Raw genomic sequence first — 24,536 nt, forward strand, 5'->3', positions numbered from 1 at the left:
GCATCGAACCTGTCGAGGTGGCGCGGGGCGACGGCCCGGTGGTGCTGGGGCTGCCGCATACCGGCACGCATGTGCCCGACGAGGCGGCCGAGGGGCTGAACGACGTGGGGCTTGGGCTCGCGGACACCGACTGGCATGTCGACCGGCTGTATGACGGGCTGCTGGCGGGCGCGACCACGGTGCGCGCCACCTTCCACCGCTACGTGATCGACGCCAATCGCGACCCCGAAGGCGCGACTCTCTATCCCGGGCAGAACACCACCACGCTCTGCCCGCTCACCGATTTCGACGGGCGCCCGATCCACCGCCCGGGCATGGCCCCGGACGCGGCCGAGATCGCCCGGCGGCGCGCCGCCTTCCACGCCCCCTATCACGCGGCGCTGGCGGGCGAACTGGACCGGGTGCGGGCGCTGCACGGGGTGGCGATCCTCTATGATTGCCATTCGATCCGCTCGCGCATTCCGTTCCTGTTCGAGGGCGTGCTGCCGGATTTCAACATCGGCACGGATAACGGCAAAAGCTGCGCGCCGGACATCGAGGCCGCCACCGCTGCGATCTGCGCCGCCGCCGATTGCAGTTCGATCTTGAACGGTCGCTTTCGCGGCGGCTGGACCACGCGCCATTACGGGCGCCCGGCGACAGGCGTGCACGCGATCCAGATGGAACTGGCGCAATCCGCCTACATGGAGGAATCGCCGCCCTGGGCCTGGCGCGAGGACCGCGCGGCCCGGCTGCGCAAGCCGCTGAAAGACATCCTCGAACGCCTCGCCGCATTGGCGCCGACGCTGGCCGCCAGATAAATCCCCGACCGGAGGGCCTGACCATGACCGATCCCCGAAAGAACACCCGCGACATCTACCCGCCCACCGGAACCGAGATCACCGCCAAATCATGGCTCACCGAGGCCCCGATGCGGATGCTGATGAACAATCTGCACCCCGACATCGCCGAGAACCCCCACGAACTGGTGGTCTATGGCGGCATCGGGCGCGCCACCCGCACCTGGGCGGATTTCGACCGCATCGTCGCGGAACTGAAGACGCTGGAGGATGACGAGACCCTGCTGGTGCAGTCGGGCAAGCCCGTGGGGGTGTTTCGCACCCACAGGGACGCGCCCCGCGTGCTGATCGCCAATTCCAACCTGGTGCCGCATTGGGCGACCTGGGACCATTTCAACGAACTCGATCGCAAGGGCCTGATGATGTATGGCCAGATGACCGCCGGGTCGTGGATTTACATCGGGTCGCAGGGCATCGTGCAGGGCACCTACGAAACCTTCGCCGAGGCCGGGCGCCAGCATTACGGCGGCGATCTGAAGGGGCGCTGGATCCTGACCGCCGGGCTTGGCGGCATGGGCGGCGCGCAGCCGCTGGCGGCGGTGATGGCCGGCTGCTGCTGCCTCGCGGTGGAATGCGACGAGTCCCGGATCGATTTCCGCCTGCGCACCGGCTATCTCGACGACAAGGCGCACACGCTGGACGAGGCGCTTGACAAGATCCGCCGCTGGACCGCGGCGGGCGAGGCCAAATCCGTCGGCCTTCTGGGCAACGCCGCCGACATTTTCCCCGAACTGGTCGCACGCGGCGAACGCCCCGACATCGTCACCGACCAGACCTCGGCCCATGACCCGATCAACGGCTATCTGCCGCAGGGCTGGACGCTGGCCAAATGGCGCGCCCTGCGCGAAAGCGACCCCAAGGCGGTGGAAAAGGCGGCGCGCGCCTCGATGAAAACCCATGTGGCGGCGATGGTGGATTTCTGGAACCGCGACGTGCCCGTGCTCGATTACGGCAACAACATCAGGCAGGTGGCGCTTGACGAGGGGCTGGAAAACGCCTTCGCCTTCCCCGGCTTCGTGCCCGCCTATATCCGCCCGCTGTTCTGCCGGGGCGTCGGCCCGTTCCGCTGGTGCGCGCTGTCCGGCGACCCCGAGGACATCTACAAGACCGACGCCAGGGTGCGCGAGCTGATCCCCGACGATCCGCATCTGCACAACTGGCTCGACATGGCGCGCGAACGCATCGCCTTTCAGGGCCTGCCGGCGCGGATCTGCTGGGTGGGGCTGGGGCAGCGGCACCGGCTGGGGCTCGCCTTCAACGAAATGGTGCGCAGCGGCGAACTGAAAGCCCCGATCGTCATCGGGCGGGATCATCTGGACAGCGGCTCGGTGGCCTCGCCCAATCGCGAGACCGAATCGATGAAGGACGGCTCGGACGCGGTGTCCGACTGGCCGCTGCTGAATGCGCTGCTGAACTGCGCCTCCGGGGCGACCTGGGTGTCGCTGCACCATGGCGGCGGAGTCGGCATGGGGTTCTCGCAGCATGCGGGGATGGTGATCTGCTGCGATGGCAGCGCCGACGCGGACCGGCGCATCGAACGGGTGCTGTGGAACGACCCCGCGACCGGGGTGATGCGCCACGCCGACGCCGGCTATCAGACCGCCATCGACTGCGCGAAGGAAAACGGCCTGAACCTGCCCGGGATCACCGGCTGAGCCGATGCAGACCCGGCGCGCCGCGTTTTTCACGCGCGGCGCCGCCGCAGGAAGTAGGGCGGATCCCGATCCGCCATTGGCGGCGCCGGCGATCAGCGCGGCGCCCGGTCAAGGAAGGCCAGCATTCGTTCAGCGATGAACGGTCCATGATCCTCCAGCGCGAAATGCCCGGTGTCCAGCAGGTGGAATTCCAGTGTCTTCAGGTCGCGCTTGTAGGGATGGGCGCCCTCGGCGGGAAAGATCGGGTCGTTGGCGCCCCAGATCAGCAGCGCCGGCGGCTGGTGTTCGCGAAACAGCGCCTGCCACTGCGGATACAGCGCCGGGTTGGTCCCGTAATCGAGAAAATACGCCAGTTGCGCCTCCTGCGCCCCGGGCCGGTCGAGCAGATGCTGCGCGTTCCAGTAATTGTCGGGGCTGACCAGGCCCGGATCCTTCATCCCCGCCGTGTATTGCCATCTGGTCGCCTCCAGCGTGAAGACCCCGCGCAGCCTGTCGCCGTTGGCCGCATTCGGATCCTCCCAATAGGCTTTCAGCGGATCCCAGAAATCGCCCAGCCCCTCGGCATAGGCGTTGCCGTTCCGGATGACGATGCCGGTGACCCGCGCCGGATCGGCGGCGAACATGCGAAACCCCACCGGGGCGCCGTGATCCATCACGTAGAGCGCGCAGCGATCGACGCCCTTGCGCGCCAGAAGCTCGGTGACCATGCGCGCGGCGCGGTCGAAGGAATAGTCGAATTCATCGGCCGGGGGCATGTCCGAGGCCCCGAAGCCCGGGTAATCCGGCGCGATCACGTGATAGCGCGCCGCCAGCGCCGGGATCAGGTCGCGAAACATCTGCGGCGAGGTGGGAAACCCGTGCAGCAGCAGCGCCGTGGCCCGCGCCGGATCGCCGGCCTCGCGCCAGGCGATGGACAGGCCGTCGATGGTCTCGACGCCGTAGCGCACCTGCGTTGCGCGCGTTGCCGTGGCGGCGGGGGCGGCGGGGGCGGCGGGGGCGGATACGCCGATTGGCGCGGCCAGCGCCAATGCGCCGCCGCCGCGCAGGAAAGCCTTGCGGGTGAATGTCATGGCGAATTCTCCTTGCTGGGTGGGGATCGGGCGGCGATGGGTCGGCAGCGCTCAGAGGCCGAGATCGCTCAGCCCAGGGTGGTCCGCGGGCCGGGGGCCGATTGGCCAGCGAAACAGCCGCTGGGACGCGGCGATGGGCTGGTCGTTGATGCTGGCGATGCGGCGGCGCATGAGCCCGCCGGCGTCAAATTCCCAGTTCTCGTTGCCATGGGCGCGAAACCAGGCGCCGGCGGCGTCGCGCCATTCATAGGCGAAGCGCACGGCGATGCGGGCGCCGCCGAAGGCCCACAATTCCTTGATCAGGCGGTAGTCGCGCTCGCGCGCCCATTTGCGGGTCAGGAACGCCTCGATCTCGGCGCGCCCGCTCAGGAACTCGGCGCGATTGCGCCACTGGCTGTCGGGCGTGTAGGCCAGCGCGGTTTTTTGCGGGTCGCGGGCGTTCCAGGCGGTCTCGGCGGCGCGCACCATTTGCGCGGCGCCGCTTGCGTCAAAGGGCGGCAGGGGGCGGTGGGACATGGCGGACCTATTCCGGATTGAAGAGCTTACTGATCGGTTCTTCTAGATACCATATATGTTTGCGAACAGATCGGTCATCCACAAACCAAAAAACAAAAACAAGCGTGCCAAATGCCATACCGATCGGTCATCCGCTTCGGGCGAAAATCACCCCTTTTGCGTAGGGCGGATCCCGATCCGCCATTGGCGGCGCCGGCCGCCAGCCCGCCCGCGCCCGCCGCCTGCGCCCGCCGATCGCGCGCCCGCCCGCCTGCGCGCTTGGCGCGGCGGGCGAAAATCCGGCATAACGGGGGCGGCCGCCCCGTCGCGGCGGCGCAAGATTCGAGGAAACCGGATGTCCGACAGCGCAAAGGCCGGAATGGCGACCCGCCGGGAGGTGCTGGGCGACGCGCATGTGGACCGCGCCGAGGCCCGAAAGACCGGGTTCGACGCGCCGTTTCAGGCGCTGATCGTCGAGGGCGCCTGGGGTTCGGTCTGGGCGCGGCCCGACATCGCGCGGCGCGAACGCTCGATGCTGACCCTGGCGCTGCTGGCCGCGCTCGGGCATTGGGACGAGATCCCCATGCATGTGCGCGCCACCGCCCGCACCGGGGCCTCGCCGTCTGATCTGCGCGAGGCGATGCTGCATGTGGCGATCTACGCGGGGGCGCCCGCCGCCAACCACGCGCTGAAGATCATCCGCGAAACCTATGCCGAGATGGGAGTCGAGTTGTGAACGATCCGGACGCCCCGCCGCGCGGGGCCTTTTATCAGCGCGATCGCGACTGGCACCCGCCGGCCTTCGATCCGCGCTACAAGACCAGCGTCAAGCGGGCCCCGCAGGCGGCGCTGATCTCGCTCGATTCCACCGCGTCCGAAATCGCCGGCCCGGTGTTCGGGCACAACATGCTCGGCCCGCATGACGACGACCTGCTGGTGAATTTCGCCGCCGCCGGGCAAAGCCCGATCGGGCAGCGGATCATCGTGCATGGGCGGGTGCTGGACGAGAATGCCCGCCCGGTCCCCGGCGCGCTGATCGAGATCTGGCAGGCCAATGCCGGCGGGCGCTACCGGCACCGCAAGGAAGGCTATGTGGCGCCGCTGGACCCGAATTTCGGCGGTTGCGGGCGCTGCGTCGCCGATTCCGCCGGCCGCTACCGGTTTCGCACCGTGCAGCCTGGCGCCTATCCCTGGCCCAACGGGGTCAATGACTGGCGCCCTCAGCACATCCATTTCTCGATCTTCGGCGCGGGCTTCGCGCAAAGGCTGATCACCCAGATGTATTTCGAGGGCGACCCGCTGATCCCGCTTTGCCCCATCGTCAACACCATCCCCGACCCGGAGGCGGTGAAGCGCCTGATCGCGCCGCTCGATCTGAACAATTCCGAACCCATGGACGCGCGCGCCTATCGTTTTGACATCGTGCTGCGCGGGCGGCGATCGACGCTGTTCGAGAACCGACGGGAGGGCAATTGATGACCCAGCTGCTGAAGACCCTGAAGGAAACGCCGTCCCAGACCGCCGGGCCCTATGTGCATATCGGGCTGGCGCCGAATTTCGGCGGCATTCCGGGGGTTTACGCTGATGATCCGGGTGCGGCGACGGTCAGCGACCAGACCAGGGGCGCGCGCATCGCCATTCGCGGAGCCGTGTTCGACGGATTCGGCGCGCCGCTGCGCGATGCGATGATCGAAATCTGGCAGGCGGACGCCGCAGGGCTTTACAACTCGCCCGAGGAGACCCGCGGCGCGGCCGACCCGCATTTTTCCGGCTGGGGCCGCCAACCGGCGGATTTCGACAGCGGGGAATGGCGGTTCGACACCATCAGGCCCGGCCCGGTCCCGCACCGGGGCGGGGCGATGATGGCGCCCCACATAACCTTCTGGATCGTGGCGCGGGGCATCAATATCGGCCTGCAGACCCGGATGTATTTCCCCGAGGAGGCCGAGGCCAACGCCGCCGACCCGGTGCTGGCGCGCATCGAGCACAGGCAGCGCGTCTCGACGCTGATCGCACAGGCCGAGGGCCCGGGCGCCTACCGGTTCGACATCCGCCTGCAGGGCGATCGTGAAACGGTCTTTTTTGATGTTTGACGCGGGCAAAGGCCCGCGCGGAGGATCCCGACATGGCTGACCCCGCGGCGAAACCCTGCATCATCTGCGTCGCCATCACCGGATCGGTGCCCCGCAAGGCCAACAACCCGGCGGTGCCGATCACCGTCGCCGAACAGATCGAATCGACGCATGAGGCCTTCGAGGCCGGGGCCTCCATCGCCCATTGCCATGTGCGCAACGATGACGAATCCGTCACCTCGGACCCGGAGAAATTCGCGGCGCTGATGCAGGGGATCCGGGCGCATTGCCCCGGCATGATCGTGCAGCTGTCCACCGGCGGGCGGTCGGGCGCGGGGGCCGCGCGCGGCGGGATGCTGCCGTTGCGCCCCGACATGGCCTCGCTGTCCGTGGGGTCGAACAATTTTCCGACCCGGGTCTATGAAAACCCGCCGGATCTGGTGGACTGGCTGGCCGCCGAGATGCTGAAGCACGACGTGAAGCCGGAGATCGAGGCCTTCGATCTGAGCCATGTGTTTCAGGCGGCTGCGATGCAGAAGGACGGGCGGCTGAAGGCCCCGCTCTACGTGCAGTTCGTGATGGGGGTGAAGAACGCCATGCCGGTCGATCGCGAGGCGTTCGATTTCTATGTGCGCACATTGGGGCGCATCGCCCCGGACGCGCAATGGTGCGGGGCCGGGATCGGGCGGTTCCAGCGGGTGCTGAACGACTGGTCGATCGCGGCGGGCGGGCACACGCGCACCGGGCTGGAGGACAACATGCGGCTGGATCGCGACCGGCTTGCGCCCTCGAACGCGGCGCTGGTGCGCATCGCCGTCGATCTGTGCGCGAAACACGGGCGCCCGGTGGCCTCGGCGACGCAGGCGCGGCGGATTCTGGGGTTGCGGGCGGCGTGACGGTGGATTTGGTATATCGATGAACGTTTAACGCTATATTATCTGGGCGGCGCGCAGGCATTGACGCATCGCTTTCGCCGCCGGATCATGTCCGCGATGCGCGCCGCCCAGGCGAGCTCAGGCAAAAGAAACCAAAGAAACCAACGGGAGCCGAAAATGAATGCAGTCAAGTCGCTGATGCTCGGGGGGGCGGCGCTGATCGCCGGCGCCGCGCTGGCCGGGGCCGAGACCCGCGTCACCTACAAATCGGCGAAAACCACCTCGTCCTACTACCAGATGGCGGTGCAGATCGCGCAGGCGATGAAAGCCGGGTCGAATGGCGAGATCATCGTCACCGTCGAGGAAAGCCAGGGCTCGGTGCAGAACGTCATGGAGACGCGCGCGCGGCGGGGCAATTACGTGTTCACCACCCCGCCGGTGCTGGTGCGCCTCGCCCAGGCCGGCAAGGCGATGTTCAAGGGCAAGGCCGATCCGCGCTTTGACGAAATCCGGGCGCTGTTCCCGATCCCGTCGCTGACCATGCATTTCGTGATGAGCAACAGGAGCGGCGCAAAAACCTTCGCCGATCTCGAGGGCAAGACCATCCTGCTCGGCAAGGGGTCCTTCGGCGCTCGCGAGGGGGCCAAGTACCTGAAGCTGTTCGGGCTCGAGGGCAAGGTGACGTTGGCGGACGCGGAATTGTCCAACGCCGTGCCGGCGCTGAAGAACGGCCAGATCGACGGCTTCGTGACCGCCGGGTCATGGCCGGCGCCCAACGTGATCGAGGCCGCGGCGGGGACCGGGGTGACGGTGCTGTCGCTCTCCGACGACCAGATCGCCAGAACCAAGCGCACCCGGCTGGCGATCCCGGCCGGGACCTATGCGGGGCAGGACAGCGACATCGTCACCACCTCGCTGCCCGTGGTCGCCTACACCACCACCGACATGGATGACGACACCGCCTATGCGCTGACCGCCACCTACTGGGCCGAGCGCGCGAAGATGAGCAAGGACGCGGCCTGGTGGACCGGCGTCGACAAGGCGCTGCTGGGCAACATCACCGGCAAGATCCACCCCGGCGCGCTGCGGTTCTACGAAGAAAACGGCTACCCGATCACCGACGCGCAGAAGTGATCCAAGCCGACGCAAACGGTCCGGCCCGGAAGGCGACTTCCGGGCCGGGTTCCGCAGCGCCGCCGCCAATCGACCCCAAATTCGGCGACCCGACGCTTGCGGCGCGCGAAAAGCTGGGATGGAGCCTGTTCGGCGCGCTTGCCATCGCCTTTCACCTGGGGCTGATCTTTTCCGGGCTGACGCCGAATCTGGTGAGCCGCCCGCTGCACATGGCGCTGGCGCTGCCCTGGGCGCTGGTGTTCCTGGCGCGCGGGCGGGGCCAGCGGATCAGCGGCGCGGCGATCGCCGCGATCGGCATCGCCGCCTGCCTGTGGATCGCCTGGAACCACGACGCGCTGGCCGATCAATACGGGTTTCTCGAAGGGCCGTTCCAGACGGCGATCGCCGTCACCCTGCTGGCCGTGGCGCTGGAAATGGCGCGCCGCGCCATCGGCTGGCCGCTGCCGATCGCCGCGGCGCTGGCGCTGGCCTACGGGCTGTGGGGGCAGTGGATTCCCGGCGAATTCGGCCATCCGGGCACGCCGCTGGCAAGTTTTCTGGGCGCGCTGACCATCGCCGAGGGCGGCATCTGGGGGCGGCTCACGGGCGTGTCTGTGAACATCGTGGCGATTTTCGTGATCATGGGCGCGGCGCTCAACGCCGGCGAGGCCGGGCAGGGTTTCATGAACGTCGCCGCCGCCGCCGCCGGGCGAATGCGCGGCGGCGCGGCCAAGGTGTCGGTGATCTCCTCGGCGCTGTTCGGGTCCATCTCGGGCTCGGCCTCGGCCAATGTCGCCTCCACCGGGGCGATCACCCTGCCCTCGATGATCCGGCTCGGCTATCCCCGGGCGCTGGCCGGGGCGGTTGAAGCCGTGGCGTCGTCGGGCGGGCAGATCATGCCGCCGCTGATGGGCGCCGGGGCGTTCGTGATGGTGGAGCTGACCGGCGTGCCCTATTCGGGGATCATGGCGGCGGCGCTGCCCCCGGCATTGCTGTATTTCCTTGCGGTCTGGGTCGGGGTGGACGCGTTTGCGCGCCGCCACGAGCTGCGCGGGCTGCCCGAGGGCGAGCGCCCCGGCTGGCGGATCGTGGCGATCACCTCGGGGTTTTTCCTCGTGCCGTTCACGGTGCTGCTATGGGCGATGTTCGGGGCCGGGTTCACCCCGCAATACGCCGCCAGCCTGGCGATCCTGGTCGCGGCGCTGCTGCTGGTTTTCGACGCGCGGCTGACGCTGGACTGGCGGCGGACGCTGGATCGGCTGTCGGGCGCCTGCCTCGGGGCCGGGCGTCAGATCGCGGTGATCGCCTCGATCATCATCTGCGCCTCGATCCTGATCGGGGTGCTGGGGATCACCGGGCTGGGGGTGAAGATCACCTCGCTGATCATTTCGGGCTCTGGCGGCCAGCTGTGGCCGGCGCTGCTGCTGACGGCGCTGGCCTGCCTGATCCTGGGCATGGAGGCCCCGACCACCGCCGCCTATGTGATCTGCGTGTCGGTGGCCGGGCCGGCGCTGATCGAACTGGGGCTGGCGCCGTTGCAGGCGCATCTGTTCGTGTTCTGGTTCGCGCTGCTCAGCACCATCACCCCGCCGGTCTGCGGCGCGGTGTTCATCGCCGCGGGCATGGTCGGGGAAAACTGGCTGAAGGTGGCGCTGAGCGCCATGGCGCTGGGGCTGGGGCTGTATGTGATCCCGCTGGGGATGGTGGCCAATCCGGGTCTGATCGCCATGGCCGCGTCGCCATTGGGCGCGCTGGGCGCGACGCTGAAGGTGGGGCTGGGGCTGGGGCTGCTGTCCTACGGCGTCATCGCGCCCATGCCCTGGGCCTGGAAGCTGGCGCTGCTGGTCGCGGGCGCGGGCGCGGTGTTCGCGCCGCTGGGGGGCTGAGGGGCGCGTTCGGCGGCGCGGCTCTGGCCCGGGGCGATGATTTCGCTTCGCAATCCTTTGCGTTTGGCGCACACTCTCCGGATGAAACCGTCGCCGTCGGGTCCGCCAGGGCACATGGCGTCGCGCGCAATCGCCGCCGCAAGAGCGGCCCCCGCCGACGGGGCGACACAGGGACAACGACGCAATGACAAATATCTCCGGCATCGGCACGCCCGCGCAGCTTCGCGACCCGAATTACACGCCGCCCATGCTCAAGGCGATTCCGCTGGGCATCCAGCATGTGCTGGCGATGTTCGTGTCCAACGTCACCCCGGCGATCATCGTCGCCGGCGCGGCGGGGTTCGGGTTCGGCACGCCCGGGGTGCCCGAACTGGTCTACATGATCCAGATGTCGATCCTGTTCGCCGGGATCGCGACGCTGCTGCAGACCATCGGCTTCGGCCCGGTGGGCGCGCGGCTGCCCATCGTGCAAGGCACCAGCTTCGCCTTCCTGCCGGTGATGATCCCGCTGGTGGCGGGCAAGGGGGTGGAGGCGATGCCGGCGATCATGGGCGGCATCGTGGTCGGCGGGCTGTTCCACGCATCCCTCGGGCTGTTCATCGGAAAAATCCGCTTCGCGCTGCCGCCGCTGGTCACCGGGCTGGTGGTGACCATGATCGGCCTGGCGCTGGTCAAGGTGGGCATTCAATACGCGGCCGGCGGCGTCCCGGCCATCGGCACGCCGGAATACGGCAGCGCCCAGAACTGGCTGGTGGCGCTGACGGTGGTGGCGGTGACGCTGGGGTTCAAGTTCTTCACCCACGGCATGTGGTCCATCGCCTCGGTGCTGATCGGCCTGGCCGCGGGCTACGCGCTGGCGTTGACGCTGGGCATGGTGAGCTTCGGCAATATCGAGCGCGCCGCCTGGGTGCTGGCCCCCCAGCCGATGCATTTCGGCATCGAGTTCAGTTCGGCCGCGATCATCGGGTTCTGTCTGATGGCGGTGATCTCGGCGATCGAGACCGTGGGCGACGTGTCCGGCATCACCAAGGGCGGCGCCGGGCGCGAGGCCACGGACAAGGAGATCTCGGGCGCCACTTTCGCCGACGGCCTGGGCACGGCGGTCGCAGGGCTGTTCGGGGCGCTGCCCAACACCTCGTTCAGCCAGAATGTGGGGCTGATCGCCATGACCGGGGTGATGAGCCGCCACGTGGTCACCTGCGGCGCGGTGTTCCTGATCGTCGCGGGCTTCGTGCCCAAGGTCGGGGCGGCGATCTCCACGGTGCCCATCGAGGTGCTGGGCGGCGGGGTGATCGTGATGTTCGGCATGGTGGTGGCGGCGGGGATCTCCATGCTGTCGGACGTGGCCTGGGATCGGCGCAACATGGTGATCTTCGCGGTGTCGCTGTCGCTGGGGCTGGGTTTGCAGCTGGAGCCGGGGGCCCTGCAGCACCTGCCGGACACGCCGCGCATCCTGCTGGCTTCGGGGCTGCTGCCGGCGGCGTTCCTGGCGATCGCGCTGAACCTGCTGCTGCCGGAAACCCTGTCGGAGGACCAGACCGAGGAGATGTCCGGCGGCATGGGCGGCCACGAGTAGCGCCGCGCGCAAGCCGCCAGCCGCCAGCCGGGGCGCGGCTGGCGCGGCCTCGGCCAATGGCGGCGTCAGCCCCGGGGGGCGAATTCCGCAGGGTCGAGCCGCCCCGGCCTTCCGTCCAGCGCCAGCCGCGCGATCCGCGCCGGGGTTTCGGCCACCACCCGGCCGCGGCGCACCACCGCGAGGCGCGTCGCCTTCAGGCGGATCGCCTCGATCGGGTCCGCGGCCTGCAGCAGCACCATGTCGGCATGGGCGCCGACCGCCAGCCCGTAGCCCTCCAGCCCCATGATCCGCGCGGAATTCTCCGTCACCGCGTCAAAGCACCAGCGCATGTCCGCGCGCGAGGACAGTTGCGCCACGTGCAGGCCCATGGAGGCGACCTCCAGCATGTCCGCCGCGCCCAGCGAATACCACGGATCCATGACGCAATCCGCGCCGAAGCCGATGGTGATCCCGGCGTCGCGCAATTCGCGCACCCGGGTCTGGCCGCGCCGCTTCGGGTAGCCGTCATGGCGGCCCTGCAGCATGATGTTGATCAGCGGGTTGGGGATCGCCGACAGCCCGGCCTCGACCATCAGCGGGATCAGTTTGGACACGTAGTAATCGTCCATGGAATGCATCGAGGTCAGGTGCGATCCGGTCACCCGCCCCTGCAGGCCGAGGCGCTGGGTTTCGAAGGCCAGCGCCTCCACATGGCGCGACAGCGGGTCGTCGGATTCGTCGCAATGCATGTCGACGCGCAGCCCGCGCTCGGCGGCGATCTCGCAGAGGCGGCGCACCGATCGCGCGCCCTCGGCCATGGAGCGTTCGAAATGCGGGATGCCGCCGACCACGTCCACGCCCATGTCGAGCGCGCGCAGCAGGTTGGCCTCGCCCGACGGGTCGCGGAACAGCCCGTCCTGGGGGAAGGCCACCAGCTGCAGGTCGATATAGGGCGCCACCTGGCGGCGCACCTCCAGCAGCGCCTCGACGCCCTTCAGCTGATCGTCGCAGACATCCACGTGGGAGCGGATCGCCAGCAGGCCCTGGCTGACGGCGAGGTCGCAGTAGCCAAGCGCGCGGGCGATGATGTCATCGACGCTCTGCAGCGGCTTGAGTTCGCCCCAGAGGCCAATGCCCTCCAGCAGCGTGCCGGACACATTCATCCGCGGGCGGCCCAGCGACAGGGTGGCGTCCATGTGGAAATGCGGGTCCGCGAAAGGCGGCGCGACCAGCCGGCCGGCGGCGTCGATCTCGCGTCGGGCTTCGGCGGCCAGCTTTGGTTCCAGCGCGACGATGCGCCCGTCGCGACAGCCGATGTCATGCCCGGCCCGCCCGTCGGGCAGGGTGGCGTTGCGGATGATCAGATCAAGGCTCATGCCCGCCCCCAATGCAAAAGATCAACGCTGGCCCTTGAACCACGGCGCCAGCAACGCGCGCGGATAGTCGGCGCCGCGGGCCGCCGCCACCAGCGCGATGATCGACAGGATATAGGGCGCCATCAGGAACACCTGCCCGGGCACCGCGCCGCCGATCTGGGTTTGCAGGCGCACCTGGAAGGCGTCGAAGGCCCCGAACAGCAGCGCCCCCAGCAGCGCCTTGCCCGGTCGCCATGACGCGAAGATCACCAGCGCGATGCAGATCCAGCCGCGCCCGCTGACCATGCCGATGAAGAAGGCGTTGAAGGTGGACATGGTGAGAAACGCCCCGCCCACGGCCATCAGCGCCGAACCCGCCATCACCGCGCCGATCCTGAGCGCGTAGACCGACAGGCCCTGCGCGTCCACCGCGTCGGGGTTGTCGCCCACCGCGCGCAGCGCCAGCCCCAGCGGGGTGCGCGCCAGCACCCACCACACCACCGCCACCATGGCGAAGGCCAGCCAGGTCATCGCCGTTTGCTGGAACAGCGCCGGGCCAAGGAACGGGATGTCGGAGAGAACGGGCACGTCCATGGGTTGGAACGCCTCGATGCGCGGCGGCGAACTGGCGTCGGGCAGCGCCGTGCGATAGGTGAAATAGGCGACCGAGGTGGCCAGCAGCGTCACCCCGAGCCCCGAGACATGCTGCGACAGGCCCAGCGGCACGGTCAGAATCGCGTGGATCAGCCCGAAGGCCGCGCCGGTGAGCGCCGCCGCCAGCACCCCGCCCCAGAGCCCGGCGCCCAGATACACCGCCAGCCAGCCGGCCATGGCGCCGGCGACGAAGATGCCTTCGATGCCAAGGTTCAGGACCCCGGCGCGTTCGCAGATCAGCGCGCCGAGCACGCCGAAAATCAGCGGCGTGGCGATGCGCACCGAGGCGGCCCAGAAATTTTCGCTGAGCAGGATGTCGAGGATCTCCATCATGCGTCTTCTCCTGTCCGCTTGCCCGTGCGCACCCGCACGAAGCGGAACCGCGCCGCGAAGCCGCCCACCAGCACCGAGAGCAGCGACAGCGCCACCACCAGGTCGGCGAGGTAGCTCGACACCCCGAGCGCGCGGCTCATGGAATCGGCGCCCACGAAGATCGAGGCGATGAACAGCGCCGCCGCCACCACCCCCAGCGGCGACAGCCCCGCCAGCATCGCCACCACGATCCCGGCATAGCCGTAGCCCGGCGACAGGTCGGCGGTGAGATAGCCCTTGAGCCCCGCCACCTCGCCGACCCCGGCGAGCCCGGCGAGCGCGCCCGAGACCAGCGCCGCGCTCATCAGCGTGCGGCCCACCGGGATGCCGGCGTGGCGCGCCGCGGCGGGGTTTTCGCCCACGGCGCGGATCTTCATGCCCCAGACGGTGCGGGTCAGCGCCAGCCAGGCGAGCAGCGCCATGACCAGCCCGAGGATCAGCCCCGAATGCACCCGCATCCGGTCCATCAGCCTGGGCAGCATGGCCTGATCGAGGATCGGTTCGGATTGCGGCCAGCCCATGCCCATGGGGTCCTTCAACGGGCCTTCGAGCATGATCTGCACGAACAGCAGAATGATGAAATTCAGCAGCAGGGTGGTCACGACTTCATCGGCGCCGAAGCGGGTCTTCAGCCAGGCCGGGCCGGCCATGCCCAGGGCCCCGGCCGCCGCCCCGGCGAGGATCACCAGCGGGATCAGCGCCCAGCCCGGCGCGTCGATGGCGCCCGAGCCCACCACCACCGCCGCCAGCGCGCCCAGATACAGCTGTCCCTCGCCGCCGATGTTCCACAGCCTTGCGCGAAACGCCATGGCCGCCGCCAGCCCGGTGAGGATCAGCGGCGCGGCGCGGGTCAGCATCTCGGTGAAGGAGAACACCGAGCCGAACACGCCCCTGACCATCAGCCCGTAGGCCTCGATCGGGTCGGCGCCGGCCAGCGCCAGCGGGACCCCGGCCAGCGCCAGCGCCGCCAGCGCCGAGATCACCGGCACGATCAGCGACAGCAGGCGCGAGGGGGCGCGGGGCTCGATGCGGATCATGCGGCTTCTCCCGCCATCATCAGGCCGATGGTGGCCCGGTCGCGGCTGCCGGCCTCGCTCAGACGCCCGTCATGCAGCACCAGCACCCGGTCGGAGAGCGTGAGGATCTCGTCGAGATCCTCGGAGATCAGCAGCACCCCGGCGCCGCGCTTGCGCGCCTCCAGCAGGCGCCGCGCCACCTCGCCCGCCGCGCCCATGTCAAGCCCGCGGGTCGGCTGGTTGGCCAGGATCAGTCGCGGTTCGCGTTCGAACACCCGGGCGAGGATCAGTTTCTGGATGTTGCCGCCCGACAGCAGCCTTGCGGGGGCGTCCGGGCCGGGGCCGCGCACGTCGTAATCCCTGCACATGCGCGCGGCCTCGTCCCGGATCGCGCGGCGGCGCAAAAAGCCCCAATGGCTGACCTTGGGGTCGTCGAGGCGTTCGATCATCAGGTTTTCGGTCACCGTCATCGAACCGACGACGCCGTCATGGTGGCGGTCCTCGGGCACCCGCCCGACCCCGGCGGCGATCATCGAGGCGGGGTCGAAGCGCGTCACCCGCTTGCCGGCCAGCAGCATTTCGCCGCTGTCGGGGCGCGCCAGCCCGGAAATCAGCGCCGCCAGCGCCGCCTGGCCGTTGCCAGAGACCCCGGCGACGCCCACCACCTCGCGGGCGCGGACGGTGAACTGCGCGCCGTGCAGGGTGCGGCGCGCGTCGGGGCCCTTGACCCGCACGGCGCGCAGTTCCAGCACCGGGTCGCCGGGATCCAGCGATTCGCGCGGCGGCGGCGCGGCGGCGTGGCCCACCATCAGCTTGGCGATGGACATCTGGTCGGCGTCGGCGGTGGGGATCTCGCCAACCTTGCGCCCGGCGCGCAGCACCGCGATGCGGGTCGAAAACGCCAGCACCTCGCGCATCTTGTGGGAAATGAAGATCACCGACAGCCCGTTCGCGGCCATGCGGCCCACGGTCTCGAACAGGGTGTCGGCCTCCTGCGGGGTCAGCACGGCGGTGGGTTCGTCGAGCACCAGGATGCGCGCGTCGCGATACAGCGCCTTGAGGATCTCGACGCGCTGGCGTTCGCCCACCGACAGGCGGATCACCGGTTCGTCGAGCGGCGTGACCAGGCCGCTTTCGGCCATGATCGCCTCGACCTTGCGCCTTGCGGCGGCGCGGTTGCGCCGCAGCGCGAACAGCGATTCGGCGCCGAGCAGGATATTGTCGAGCGCGGTGAGGTTCAGCGCCAGGGTGAAATGCTGGTGCACCATGCCGATGCCCGCGGCCAGCGCCGCCTGCGGGTGGCCCAGCGGCAGCCGGGCGAGGTGCAGGTCGCCGCCCGCGCCCCCGCCTCCGCCCCAGCCCCCGTCGGCGTCGGCGTCGGCGTCGGAAAGACTGGCGAAATCGGCGACATAGACCTCGCCCGCATCCGGCAGGTAATGGCCGAACAGCATGTTCATCAGGGTGGTCTTGCCGGCGCCGTTTTCGCCGAGCAGGGCCAGCACCTCGCCGCGCCTGAGGTCGAGATCCACCGACTCGTTGGCCAGCACCGTCCCGAACCGCTTGGTCAGGCCGCTGAGACGGAGCACGAGCGGCGCGTCGATCGTCGCCATGGCGGGGTCTTTCCGAATAAGGGCGGGCGCGCCGCCGGCGTCAGCTTGGCCGCGAAGGGCGGGGCGGCGGCGGGCCCGGGGCGGCATGTCCCTGGCCCGTCCCGGGACCGGGGCCCCGGGTCGGGCCCGGGGCGCCGCCCCGAGGCCAGTGCGTCACATGTCGGATTCGGGCGCCTCGTCATTGACGTTGACGCGGAACAGCCCGGCGAGGATTTCATCCCGCTTGGCCTCAACCTCGGCGACCACGTCGGCGGGGACCAGCGACGCGTCCAGCACCATCGACCCGCCGCCATGGGCCATGAAGCTGTATTGCCCGTAATCCGCCGGTTCGAAGGCGCCGGACTTCACCGCCGCGATGGCCCTGTCGATGGTGGGTTCCATGTGCCACAACGCCGAGGCGAGGATCGTGCCCGGGTAGTCGGCCGAGGTGTCGATGACGTTGCCGATGGCCTTCACGCCGCGTTCCACCGCCGCGTCCGAGACGCCGAAGCGCTCGGCGTACATCACGTCGGCGCCGGCATCCATCATCGCGAAGGCGGATTCCTTGGCCTTGGGCGGATCATACCAGGAATTGATGAACGTCACCAGGAACCTGACATCCGGGTTGGTGGCGCGCGCGCCATCCATGAAGGCGTTCATCAGGCGGTTGACCTCGGGGATGGCGTAGCCGCCGACCATGCCGATGACGTTGGATTTGCTGGCCCTGCCCGCCACCATGCCGGTGAGGTAGCTCGGTTCGTGGATCCAGTTGTCGAACACCGCGAAATTGGGTTTGGCCGGGCCGAAGGACGACCCCATCAGGAAGGCGGTGTCGGGGTATTCCGCCGCCACCTTGCGCGCGGCGCGCTCCACCGCGAAGGCCTCGCCCACCACCAGATCCATGCCCTGTTCGGCGTATTCGCGCATCACCCGTTCATAGTCGGTGTTGGCGACGTTCTCGGAATAGACATAGCTGATGTCGCCGCGATCCTGCGCCGCGCTCAGCGCCTGATGGATGCGCCCGATCCATTGCTGTTCGACGGGCAGCGTGTAGATCGCCGCCACCTTCAACGTCTCGGCGGCGATCGCCGGCAGCGCGGTCAGCGACGCGGCCGCAAGTCCGAGCGCAAGCACGCTCCGCCGCATGATCCCAGTGGGCCCCATGGTAATCCTCCTTGTCGCGTTGTTATCGCATGCTGTTTGCGTGGCGTCGTTTGCGCCCTGCGTCAAGCCTGCGCTTTTATTTATCAACCGGTCAAGAATTTTCTGAGCGCGCCGCCCGCCCGCCCCTACATCGCCGCCTCGATCAGGAAGGGCCCCGGCTCGCCGGCCTGCGCGGCGATCATGCGGCTGAGGTCGCGCGCGTCCTCGACCCGCGCGCCGGGCACGCCCATGCCGCGCGCAAGGGCGACGAAATCCAGATCCGGGCGCGACAGGTCGAGCATGTCGAGCGCCGCCGGCCCGGGATTGGCGCCCACGCTCACCAGTTCGTTCTTGAGGATCTGGTAGCTGCGATTGGCGAAGATCACCGTGGTGACGTTGAGGTTTTCGCGCGCCTGCGTCCACAGCGCCTGAATGGTGTACATGGCCGAGCCGTCCGCCTGCAGCGCCACCACCGGGCGATCCGGGCAGGCCAGCGCCGCGCCGGCGGCCAGCGGCGGGCCGATGCCGATGGCGCCGCCGGTGATCGCCAGCCAGGACGAGGGCGCCGCCCCCGCCGCCGCGCCGTAAAGCGCGCGGCCCGAGGTGATGCCCTCGTCGACGACGATGGCGCCTTCGGGCAGGGCGGCGGCGATCGCCGGGCCGAGGCTGTCGACGGTGATCGCCCCTGCAGGCGGCGCGATCGGGCGCGGGGCGTCCGGGCGCGCCCAGTCGCGGGGCGTCCCGAGGCGATCGCCGAGGCGCTCGATGGCCGCGGGGCCGTCCTGATCGAAATCGGCCAGCGTCAGGGTCTCGCAATCCGCGGGCAGCACCAGGCTGGGCTTGCCGGGATAGGCGAAGAAAGCCACGGGGGGTTGGCTTTCGATGATCACGGCGCGGCGGATCGGGGCCAGCAATTCCAGCGCCTGATCAACCGGATACGGGATTTTTGCGGGCGAGGCGCGCCCGGCGCCGTGTTCGATGCGCCGGTTGCCGGTGGGGGCGAGCACGATCGCGCCGGCCCTGGCGGCGATGGCGTGGATGCGGGCCAGCGCCGCCACATCCGCAAGCACGTCGCCGCCGATCAGGATCGCCGTTGGCGCGCCGCCGTCGAGCAGTTTCGCCGCCCGCCCGATCGCGGCGTCGTCGATCGGGCGCGGGCCTTGCGGCGCGACCGGCGCAGCCACCACGCCGCCCCGGTCCCAGCCGGTCTCGCCCGGGGCGATCAGGGTGGCGATCCGGCGCGGGCGGCTCATGGCGGCGGCGACCGCCTCGACCCCGTCGCGCCCGATGCCCGCCGCCGAACCGGCGGTGCGCAGCCAGTCGCTGAACGGCGCCGCCGCGCCGGCGAGGTCCATGGTCAGCGGCGCGTCATGCACGAGGTGGCGCGTGGCGTGATCCCCCACCAGATTGATCATCGGAACCCGCGCCTTGCGGGCGTTGTGGATGTTGGCCGCGGCGTTGGCGAAGCCGGGCGCCAGATGCAGCAGCGTCACCGCCGGCTTGCCGGACATGCGCGCGTAGCCGTCGGCGGCGCCGGTGACCACGCCCTCGAACAGCCCCAGCACGCAGCGCATCAGCCCGGTGCGCCCCAGCGCGTCGACGAATTGCATCTCGGACGTGCCGGGATTGGCGAGGCACAACTCCACCCCCGCCCCGTGCAGCGAGCGCACGAGGCTTTCGGCGCCGTTCATGCCATTGCGGTCGGAGTCGGTCATGCGTCTTCACCTGATTTCAGCGCGGCCCTGGCCGCTATTGCGGATCCACCGGGGCGATGGGCGCGCCGCGCGCTTCGATGTCGCGGCCGGCTTTCAGCACCAGATCCTCGCGGAACCGCGCCGCCGCCAGCTGCACGCCGATCGGCGTGCGCCCGTTCATGCCGGTGGTCACGGTCAGCGCCGGCATGCCCATCAGCGGCAGGCCGATCTGCAGCAGTTGCGCCTCCCAGCAGCGGGCGAAGCCCTCGGGGCCCTGCTGGTCGAGCTGGTCGGGGAAAGGCGGTTCGGCGCTGACCGGGCACAGCAGCACCGGCCATTCGTCGAGGAACAGCGCCCAGTCGCGGGCCAGCGACAGGCGGCGCTGCAGGGCGTCCATGAGGCCGTCGAGGTCGGTGGGCGGGCTCAGGGCCTGCATCTGCGCGAAGGTGTGGATGGCGTGCGGGTCGCCCTCGCGCGCCACGAGGTCGGCGCCGGCGCGGCGCATCTCGGCCAGCCAGAGCATGACCTGATGGCGCACCGGTTCGCGCAGCGGCGGGACGGCGGTTTCCTCGACCTCCCAGCCCGCATCGGCGAGCCGGGCGGCGGCGTCGCGCAGCGCCGCCTCGACCTCGGGGGCGATGACCAGCCCCTCGGGCGCAAGGCAGAGCGCGGCGCGCCTCGGGGTCTCGGGCCCGGTCAGGGGCATGGCGCAGGCCCAGGGGTCGCGGATGTCGGGCGCGCTGAGGGCGGCGAGCGCCAGGCCCAGATCCTCGACATTGCGCGCGATGGGGCCGGAGACCGCCATCAGCTGGGCCCCGATATGGCGGTCCTTGCCGGTGAAGTTGGCCGCCGGGACGCGGCCGAGCGACGGGCGCAGGCCGTGCACGCCGCAGGCATAGGCCGGGTAGCGGATCGAACCGGCGATGTCGGTGCCGTGGGCCACCGCGCCGATCCCCGCCGCCGCCGCCGCCGCCGCGCCGCCCGAGGAGCCGCCCGGGGTCAGCCCCGGGTCGTGGGGATTTTTCGTCGCCCCGTGCAGGCTGTTGTCGGTGAACCAGCGCAGCGAGAAGGCCGGCGTGTTGGTGCGCCCGACGATCACCGCCCCGGCGCGGCGGAAATTGGCCGCCACAGGGCTGTCATGCCTGGCGATCAGATCGCGTTGCAGGCGCAGCCCGTTGGTGGTGGGGTGGCCTTTCTGATCGACGTTTTCCTTGAGCGTGACCGGCACGCCGGCCAGCGGGCCGGGATCCTCGCCGCGCGCCAGGGCGGCGTCGATCAGCGCGGCGGCGGCCAGGGCCTCGTCAGGCATTTCGCGCACCACGGCGTTGATCGCCGGGTTGACGGCGGCAAGGCGGTCCAGCGCGCTTTGCGTCGTCTGCGTCGCCGAAACCGCGCCGCTGCGCACCATCGCCGCCAGCCGGAAGGCGGGCAGGGTCCAGAGTTCGGTCATCGGCGCGGCTCCCCCCATCGGTCTCGGATCAGGCGCCACAGCAACACCGAACCGCGGCGATGTCCAGCCGGCGCCGCAGGAATTTTCGCCCGCCGGTTCGGCGCGAAGCGCCCGAAATCAGCGCCCGAGATCAGCCCTGCCGGGGCGACGGGGCGAAGGCGACCCGGGCGCCGGGGCGGGCCGGGCGGCCGTTGACGCGCAGCGCCCGGCCTTCGCCTTCGGGCAGCAGGATGCGGACCGTGGCGGACGCGGAATCGGGGATGGAATCGGGGGCGGGGCGCAACCGCCCCGCATGGGACCAGTCAAGGCGGATTTCGTCGGCGTCGGTGTCCAGCGTGATCCGGGTCAGGCAGTGATCGCCGTCCAGCGCGGCCGCGCTGTCGCCGTCATCCTCGTAGCGCAGACTGTCGCGCCGCCCCGCGCCGGGCGCCGGGAACAGGGCGAAGTCCTGCGCCCGAAACCGCCCCGCGCCATGTGGCGGATCATCGGCCAGCGGCAGCACGGCGCCGGCGCGCACGAAAAGCGGGATCGACCCGAGATCCACGGGAAGGCGCAATTCGCGCCCCGGCGCGTGCCAGGTCCCGCGTTGGAAATCCCGCCAGCCGACGCCGTTGTCGGGCAGCCATACCCGGCGCTCGCGCGCGCCCGGTTCGACCACGTTGGCCACCAGCAGATCGCGCCCGAGCATGAAATCGTCGGTGTCGTCGAAACAGCGCGCGTCGTGTTCGTGATCGAGGAATGTGGGGCGCAGCATCGGCTCGCGATCGCGCACCGCCCGCCACAGGCAGGTGTACAGATAGGGCGTCAGGCGGCAGCGCAGCCGCATGGCGTCGCGCACCCGGTCCAGAACCCGCGGATGCATCCAGGGTTCGTTGACGCTGCCGTCGTCGTTCCAGGAATGGATGGTGAAGCGGGGGTGGAACACGCCGTTCTGCACCCAGCGCAGGAACAGCTCCGCATCCGGGCGCGGCCCGGCGAAGCCGCCCACGTCATGGCCGATGTTGAAGATCCCCGACAGGCTCAGCCCCAGCCCCATGCGGATGTTGCAGCGCAGGGTGTCCCACGAGGTCCGGTTGTCGCCGGTCCAGGTCTGGGCGTGGCGCTGGATCCCCGGCGCGCCGGAGCGGCTGATCAGATGCGGGCGCTTGCCGGGGGCGTGGGCAAGCTGGGCTTCCTGCGAGGCGCGGGCCATCAGGATCGCGTGCAGGGGGCGGATCAGGCCGGCGGGGATGCTTTCGCCGAAACCGTGGCAGCGGGCCTCGTGGTCCCAGACCTCGTATTCGTTGTTGTCGTTCCAGGTGGCGGCGACGCCCTTGTCGAGCAGTTGTTCGGTGACGTTGCGCCGCCACCAGGCGATGGTCGCGGGATTGGTGAAATCCAGATGCGAGCCCTCGTCGTCCCAGAAGGCGGAGCGTTCCGGGGCGTCGGTCTCGCTGTCGCGGATGAACAGGCCCTCGCGGGCGGCCTCGGCGTAGCGGGGATGGTCGCGCAGCAGGCAGGGTTTGACATTGGCGATCAGCCTGACGCCGCGCGCCGCGAAGCGGGCGGCGAGCGCCTTGGGGTCGGGGAATTTCCGGCGGTTCCAGGTGAACACGTAGCGCTTGCCGTCGATCGAGCTGTAGCCCGAGGACAGCTGGAAGCTGTCGCAGGGGATGTCGTGGGCGTCGATCTTCTCAAGAAACCCCTCGACCTGCGCCTGGGCGTCCGGGGCGTCGGCGTAGGACATGGCCGAACCGGAATAGCCGAGGCTCCAGCGCGGCGCAAAGGCGGTCCCCCCGGTCAGGCCGACCTGGCGTTTCACCAGCCCCAGCAGGTCCGGCGACCAGCTCAGGTAAAAATCCAGATCGCCGTCATCGGCGCGATAGGCGCGATAGGGCGGATGGTAGTTGTCGATCTCGTTGCCCAGATCGAAGCGGCAGGTGGCGAGGTTGTCGTAGAACATCCCGTAGCTGCCGGCGGTCGCGGTGCGGGTCAGGGTGAAGGGGATGTGCTTGTAAAGCGGGTCGGTGCGCCGCGCGTCATAGCCCAGCGCGTCGAGATTGCGCATTTCGAAGCGGCGGCCGCCGCGTTCCAGATCGCCGGTCTTTTCGCCCAGCCCGTAGATGCGTTCGCCCGGGGCGCGGGTCATGAAATGCCCGTGGGCGTGATCGCGCACCCCGAGCATGTAGGCGCTGGCGGGCCGGTCGGCGGCCAGCGCGCGCCACCGGCCGCCAATGCGTGATTCCCAGGTCAGGCGCAGCGGGCGGGCGATGCGCAGGCGCAGCTTTTCAGTGGTCAGGATCAGCGCGTCGGGGGTTTGCTCGAGGCCGAAATCCGGGCGGGGAAAGCCGCCGGCATCGTCGCGCGACCGCCCCGCCCAGGGCATGTCGCCCTCGGGGGCCACGCACCAGCTGCGCCCCAGCCGCCAGACGCCGTCCTTGAGCAGCGACACCCGGATCAGGTCGTGGTCGAGCACGGCGACGCGCAGCGCGTGGCGCGAATCAACGGTCAGCGAGACCCCGCAGGCGGTGCGGGCCGGGGCGCGCCAGTCGCGAAGGGGTTTCAAGGCCGCTGGACGCCGGTCCTGGCGAGCGTGACGCGGTAGACGCTGGTGGTGGCGGTTATGTAGAGCTCGTGCTTGGCGCGCCCGCCGAAACAGACGTTGGAGACCAGTTCCGGCACCAGGATCTTGCCCAGCAGGCGCCCGTCGGGGGCGATGCAATGCACCCCGTCGGCGGCCGAGGACCAGAGATTGCCGTCGCTGTCGAGCCGGAAGCCGTCGGCGCAGCCCGGATCGACGGCGTGAAACAGCCGCCCGTCGCCCACGGCGCCGTCGGGGGTGACGTCATAGACGCGGATATGCTGGGGGTCGTCGCTGAACATGCGACCGGTGTCGGCCACGTAGAGCAGGCTTTCATCGGGCGAAAACGCCAGACCGTTGGGGCAGCGCATGTCGGTCACCACCGCCGCGATGGCGCCGGTGTCGGGCGCGACCCGGTAGACCACGCAGGGATTTTCCTGCGCCGCGCGAAAGCCTTCGTAATCGGTCATGATGCCGTAATGGGGGTCGCTGAACCAGATCGAGCCGTCGGATTTGACGATCACGTCATTGGGCGAATTCAGCGGCTTGCCGTCGAAGGCGTCGGCGATGACGGTGATCGCGCCGTCATGCTCGGTGCGGGTGACGCGGCGGGCGCCGTGTTCGCAGGACACCAGCCGCCCCTGCAGGTCGCGGGTGTGGCCGTTGGCATAGTTCGACGGGGCGCGATAGGCGGAGACCCCGCTTTCGGGCGACCAGCGCATGATCCGGTTGCTGGGGATGTCGGAAAACAGCAGGCAGCCGGCGTCGCCGAACCAGACCGGCCCCTCGACCCAGTCGAAGCCGCTGGCGAGCCGCTTGACCGGCGCGTTGCCCACCACATAGCGTTTGAAAATCGGATCGATGACCTCAAAGAACGACATTTTCCAAGCATCCCTTCGCGCTGCGCCACCCGGTTTTGTTAGCGACGCTTGTCGCGAGCGTCAAACCGAAAGCCGGCTGGGCGCCGGTCGCGGGCCCGGCGCCGCGCCGATCAGGCGAAGCTGATCCGGGCTTTCAGCGCCTGCGCGCGGTCGCCCCCGCCGGCGCGGGCGATCAGCGGCGTGACGCCGACCAGCCCCTTGCGCATCAGGGCGACGCCGGCGAAGACGCCGCGTGAAACCGCAACGACAGCGCCCTGGCGCT

General features: G+C 69.8%; 20 protein-coding genes. 9 read left to right on the plus strand and 11 right to left on the minus strand.

Features of this window, described 5'->3' with window-relative positions:
* The first annotated feature begins 2 nt into the window (after nucleotides 1-2).
* Together hutG and hutU are read left to right on the plus strand one after the other, a co-directional pair.
* Complete coding sequence (hutG, locus tag AC1HC7_RS02310) at nucleotides 3-800, plus strand: N-formylglutamate deformylase (RefSeq protein ID WP_479497071.1); 798 nt, start codon at nucleotides 3-5, stop codon at nucleotides 798-800.
* A 23-nt stretch (nucleotides 801-823) separates the two neighbouring features.
* A complete protein-coding gene (hutU, locus tag AC1HC7_RS02315; RefSeq protein WP_479497042.1) occupies nucleotides 824-2,494 on the plus strand; it encodes a urocanate hydratase in 1,671 nt (556 codons plus the stop codon).
* A 92-nt stretch (nucleotides 2,495-2,586) separates the two neighbouring features.
* On the opposite strand, the gene AC1HC7_RS02320 is transcribed toward hutU, so the two are convergent.
* On the minus strand, nucleotides 2,587-3,564 hold the full coding sequence (locus tag AC1HC7_RS02320; protein WP_479498606.1) for an alpha/beta fold hydrolase: 978 nt from the start codon (nucleotides 3,562-3,564) through the stop codon (nucleotides 2,587-2,589).
* A gap of 51 nt (nucleotides 3,565-3,615) precedes the next feature.
* Nucleotides 3,616-4,080 carry a nuclear transport factor 2 family protein gene (locus AC1HC7_RS02325; protein ID WP_479497044.1) on the minus strand — a complete coding sequence of 155 codons (465 nt, stop codon included), beginning with the start codon at nucleotides 4,078-4,080 and terminating at the stop codon, nucleotides 3,616-3,618.
* A gap of 334 nt (nucleotides 4,081-4,414) precedes the next feature.
* Between AC1HC7_RS02325 and pcaC the strand changes: the two genes are divergently transcribed.
* The 7 genes from pcaC to AC1HC7_RS02360 all read left to right on the plus strand — a co-directional run bounded on the left by pcaC (nucleotide 4,415) and on the right by AC1HC7_RS02360 (nucleotide 11,581).
* Nucleotides 4,415-4,795: a 4-carboxymuconolactone decarboxylase gene (pcaC, locus tag AC1HC7_RS02330; RefSeq protein WP_479497045.1), complete on the plus strand. Its 381-nt coding sequence runs from the start codon at nucleotides 4,415-4,417 to the stop codon at nucleotides 4,793-4,795.
* Nucleotides 4,792-5,535, plus strand: a complete 744-nt coding sequence (pcaH, locus tag AC1HC7_RS02335; RefSeq protein WP_479497046.1) for a protocatechuate 3,4-dioxygenase subunit beta — start codon at nucleotides 4,792-4,794, stop codon at nucleotides 5,533-5,535. The genes pcaC and pcaH overlap by 4 nt, the downstream gene beginning before the upstream one ends.
* Complete coding sequence (gene pcaG / locus AC1HC7_RS02340; RefSeq protein WP_479497047.1) at nucleotides 5,535-6,152, plus strand: protocatechuate 3,4-dioxygenase subunit alpha; 618 nt, start codon at nucleotides 5,535-5,537, stop codon at nucleotides 6,150-6,152. The genes pcaH and pcaG overlap by 1 nt, the downstream gene beginning before the upstream one ends.
* A 32-nt stretch (nucleotides 6,153-6,184) precedes the next feature.
* The gene (locus AC1HC7_RS02345; protein WP_479497048.1) at nucleotides 6,185-7,027 is read left to right on the plus strand and encodes a 3-oxoadipate:acetyl-CoA acetyltransferase; all 843 of its coding nucleotides are present in this window, start codon (nucleotides 6,185-6,187) and stop codon (nucleotides 7,025-7,027) included.
* A 156-nt stretch (nucleotides 7,028-7,183) separates the two neighbouring features.
* Entirely contained in the window at nucleotides 7,184-8,140 is a 957-nt protein-coding gene (locus AC1HC7_RS02350) for a TAXI family TRAP transporter solute-binding subunit (RefSeq protein WP_479498607.1), read from the plus strand.
* On the plus strand, nucleotides 8,137-10,005 hold the full coding sequence (locus tag AC1HC7_RS02355) for a TRAP transporter permease (RefSeq protein ID WP_479497050.1): 1,869 nt from the start codon (nucleotides 8,137-8,139) through the stop codon (nucleotides 10,003-10,005). Before AC1HC7_RS02350 ends, AC1HC7_RS02355 begins: the two co-directional genes overlap by 4 nt.
* Nucleotides 10,006-10,189: 184 nt before the next feature.
* Nucleotides 10,190-11,581 carry a uracil-xanthine permease family protein gene (locus AC1HC7_RS02360; RefSeq protein ID WP_479497051.1) on the plus strand — a complete coding sequence of 464 codons (1,392 nt, stop codon included), beginning with the start codon at nucleotides 10,190-10,192 and terminating at the stop codon, nucleotides 11,579-11,581.
* 65 nt (nucleotides 11,582-11,646) lie between these two features.
* On the opposite strand, the gene AC1HC7_RS02365 is transcribed toward AC1HC7_RS02360, so the two are convergent.
* The 9 genes from AC1HC7_RS02365 to AC1HC7_RS02405 form a co-directional block, all read right to left on the minus strand.
* Nucleotides 11,647-12,936: an amidohydrolase family protein gene (locus AC1HC7_RS02365; RefSeq protein WP_479497052.1), complete on the minus strand. Its 1,290-nt coding sequence runs from the start codon at nucleotides 12,934-12,936 to the stop codon at nucleotides 11,647-11,649.
* A gap of 21 nt (nucleotides 12,937-12,957) precedes the next feature.
* A complete protein-coding gene (locus tag AC1HC7_RS02370) occupies nucleotides 12,958-13,899 on the minus strand; it encodes an ABC transporter permease (RefSeq protein ID WP_479497072.1) in 942 nt (313 codons plus the stop codon).
* On the minus strand, nucleotides 13,899-14,975 hold the full coding sequence (locus tag AC1HC7_RS02375; protein WP_479497073.1) for an ABC transporter permease: 1,077 nt from the start codon (nucleotides 14,973-14,975) through the stop codon (nucleotides 13,899-13,901). The genes AC1HC7_RS02370 and AC1HC7_RS02375 overlap by 1 nt, the downstream gene beginning before the upstream one ends.
* On the minus strand, nucleotides 14,975-16,567 hold the full coding sequence (locus AC1HC7_RS02380; protein WP_479497053.1) for an ABC transporter ATP-binding protein: 1,593 nt from the start codon (nucleotides 16,565-16,567) through the stop codon (nucleotides 14,975-14,977). Before AC1HC7_RS02380 ends, AC1HC7_RS02375 begins: the two co-directional genes overlap by 1 nt.
* 153 nt (nucleotides 16,568-16,720) lie before the next feature.
* Nucleotides 16,721-17,710, minus strand: coding sequence for a BMP family protein (locus tag AC1HC7_RS02385; protein ID WP_479497054.1), 990 nt, complete (start codon nucleotides 17,708-17,710; stop codon nucleotides 16,721-16,723).
* Between the two features lie 125 nt (nucleotides 17,711-17,835).
* Entirely contained in the window at nucleotides 17,836-19,404 is a 1,569-nt protein-coding gene (locus AC1HC7_RS02390) for an acetolactate synthase large subunit (RefSeq protein ID WP_479497055.1), read from the minus strand.
* A gap of 34 nt (nucleotides 19,405-19,438) precedes the next feature.
* Nucleotides 19,439-20,833: an amidase family protein gene (locus AC1HC7_RS02395; protein WP_479497056.1), complete on the minus strand. Its 1,395-nt coding sequence runs from the start codon at nucleotides 20,831-20,833 to the stop codon at nucleotides 19,439-19,441.
* A 130-nt stretch (nucleotides 20,834-20,963) separates the two neighbouring features.
* Nucleotides 20,964-23,378, minus strand: coding sequence for a glycoside hydrolase family 31 protein (locus AC1HC7_RS02400; RefSeq protein WP_479497057.1), 2,415 nt, complete (start codon nucleotides 23,376-23,378; stop codon nucleotides 20,964-20,966).
* Nucleotides 23,375-24,274 (minus strand): SMP-30/gluconolactonase/LRE family protein, encoded by a 900-nt coding sequence (locus tag AC1HC7_RS02405; protein WP_479497058.1) that lies wholly within the window; start codon nucleotides 24,272-24,274, stop codon nucleotides 23,375-23,377. Before AC1HC7_RS02405 ends, AC1HC7_RS02400 begins: the two co-directional genes overlap by 4 nt.
* Nucleotides 24,275-24,536 lie beyond the last annotated feature (262 nt).

The organism is Oceanicella sp. (assembly GCF_056449545.1).

Bases quoted from the DNA above. Each gene is read 5' to 3' on its own strand.
- AC1HC7_RS02405 (WP_479497058.1), bottom strand. From the start codon at position 24,274: ATGTCGTTCTTTGAGGTCATCGATCCGATTTTCAAACGCTATGTGGTG.
- AC1HC7_RS02325 (WP_479497044.1), bottom strand. From the start codon at position 4,080: ATGTCCCACCGCCCCCTGCCGCCCTTTGACGCAAGCGGCGCCGCGCAA.
- AC1HC7_RS02365 (WP_479497052.1), bottom strand. From the start codon at position 12,936: ATGAGCCTTGATCTGATCATCCGCAACGCCACCCTGCCCGACGGGCGG.
- AC1HC7_RS02370 (WP_479497072.1), bottom strand. From the start codon at position 13,899: ATGGAGATCCTCGACATCCTGCTCAGCGAAAATTTCTGGGCCGCCTCG.
- AC1HC7_RS02350 (WP_479498607.1), top strand. From the start codon at position 7,184: ATGAATGCAGTCAAGTCGCTGATGCTCGGGGGGGCGGCGCTGATCGCC.
- hutU (WP_479497042.1), top strand. From the start codon at position 824: ATGACCGATCCCCGAAAGAACACCCGCGACATCTACCCGCCCACCGGA.
- AC1HC7_RS02385 (WP_479497054.1), bottom strand. From the start codon at position 17,710: ATGGGGCCCACTGGGATCATGCGGCGGAGCGTGCTTGCGCTCGGACTT.
- pcaC (WP_479497045.1), top strand. From the start codon at position 4,415: ATGTCCGACAGCGCAAAGGCCGGAATGGCGACCCGCCGGGAGGTGCTG.
- AC1HC7_RS02390 (WP_479497055.1), bottom strand. From the start codon at position 19,404: ATGACCGACTCCGACCGCAATGGCATGAACGGCGCCGAAAGCCTCGTG.
- AC1HC7_RS02320 (WP_479498606.1), bottom strand. From the start codon at position 3,564: ATGACATTCACCCGCAAGGCTTTCCTGCGCGGCGGCGGCGCATTGGCG.
- AC1HC7_RS02380 (WP_479497053.1), bottom strand. From the start codon at position 16,567: ATGGCGACGATCGACGCGCCGCTCGTGCTCCGTCTCAGCGGCCTGACC.
- AC1HC7_RS02360 (WP_479497051.1), top strand. From the start codon at position 10,190: ATGACAAATATCTCCGGCATCGGCACGCCCGCGCAGCTTCGCGACCCG.
- AC1HC7_RS02345 (WP_479497048.1), top strand. From the start codon at position 6,185: ATGGCTGACCCCGCGGCGAAACCCTGCATCATCTGCGTCGCCATCACC.
- AC1HC7_RS02395 (WP_479497056.1), bottom strand. From the start codon at position 20,833: ATGACCGAACTCTGGACCCTGCCCGCCTTCCGGCTGGCGGCGATGGTG.
- pcaG (WP_479497047.1), top strand. From the start codon at position 5,535: ATGACCCAGCTGCTGAAGACCCTGAAGGAAACGCCGTCCCAGACCGCC.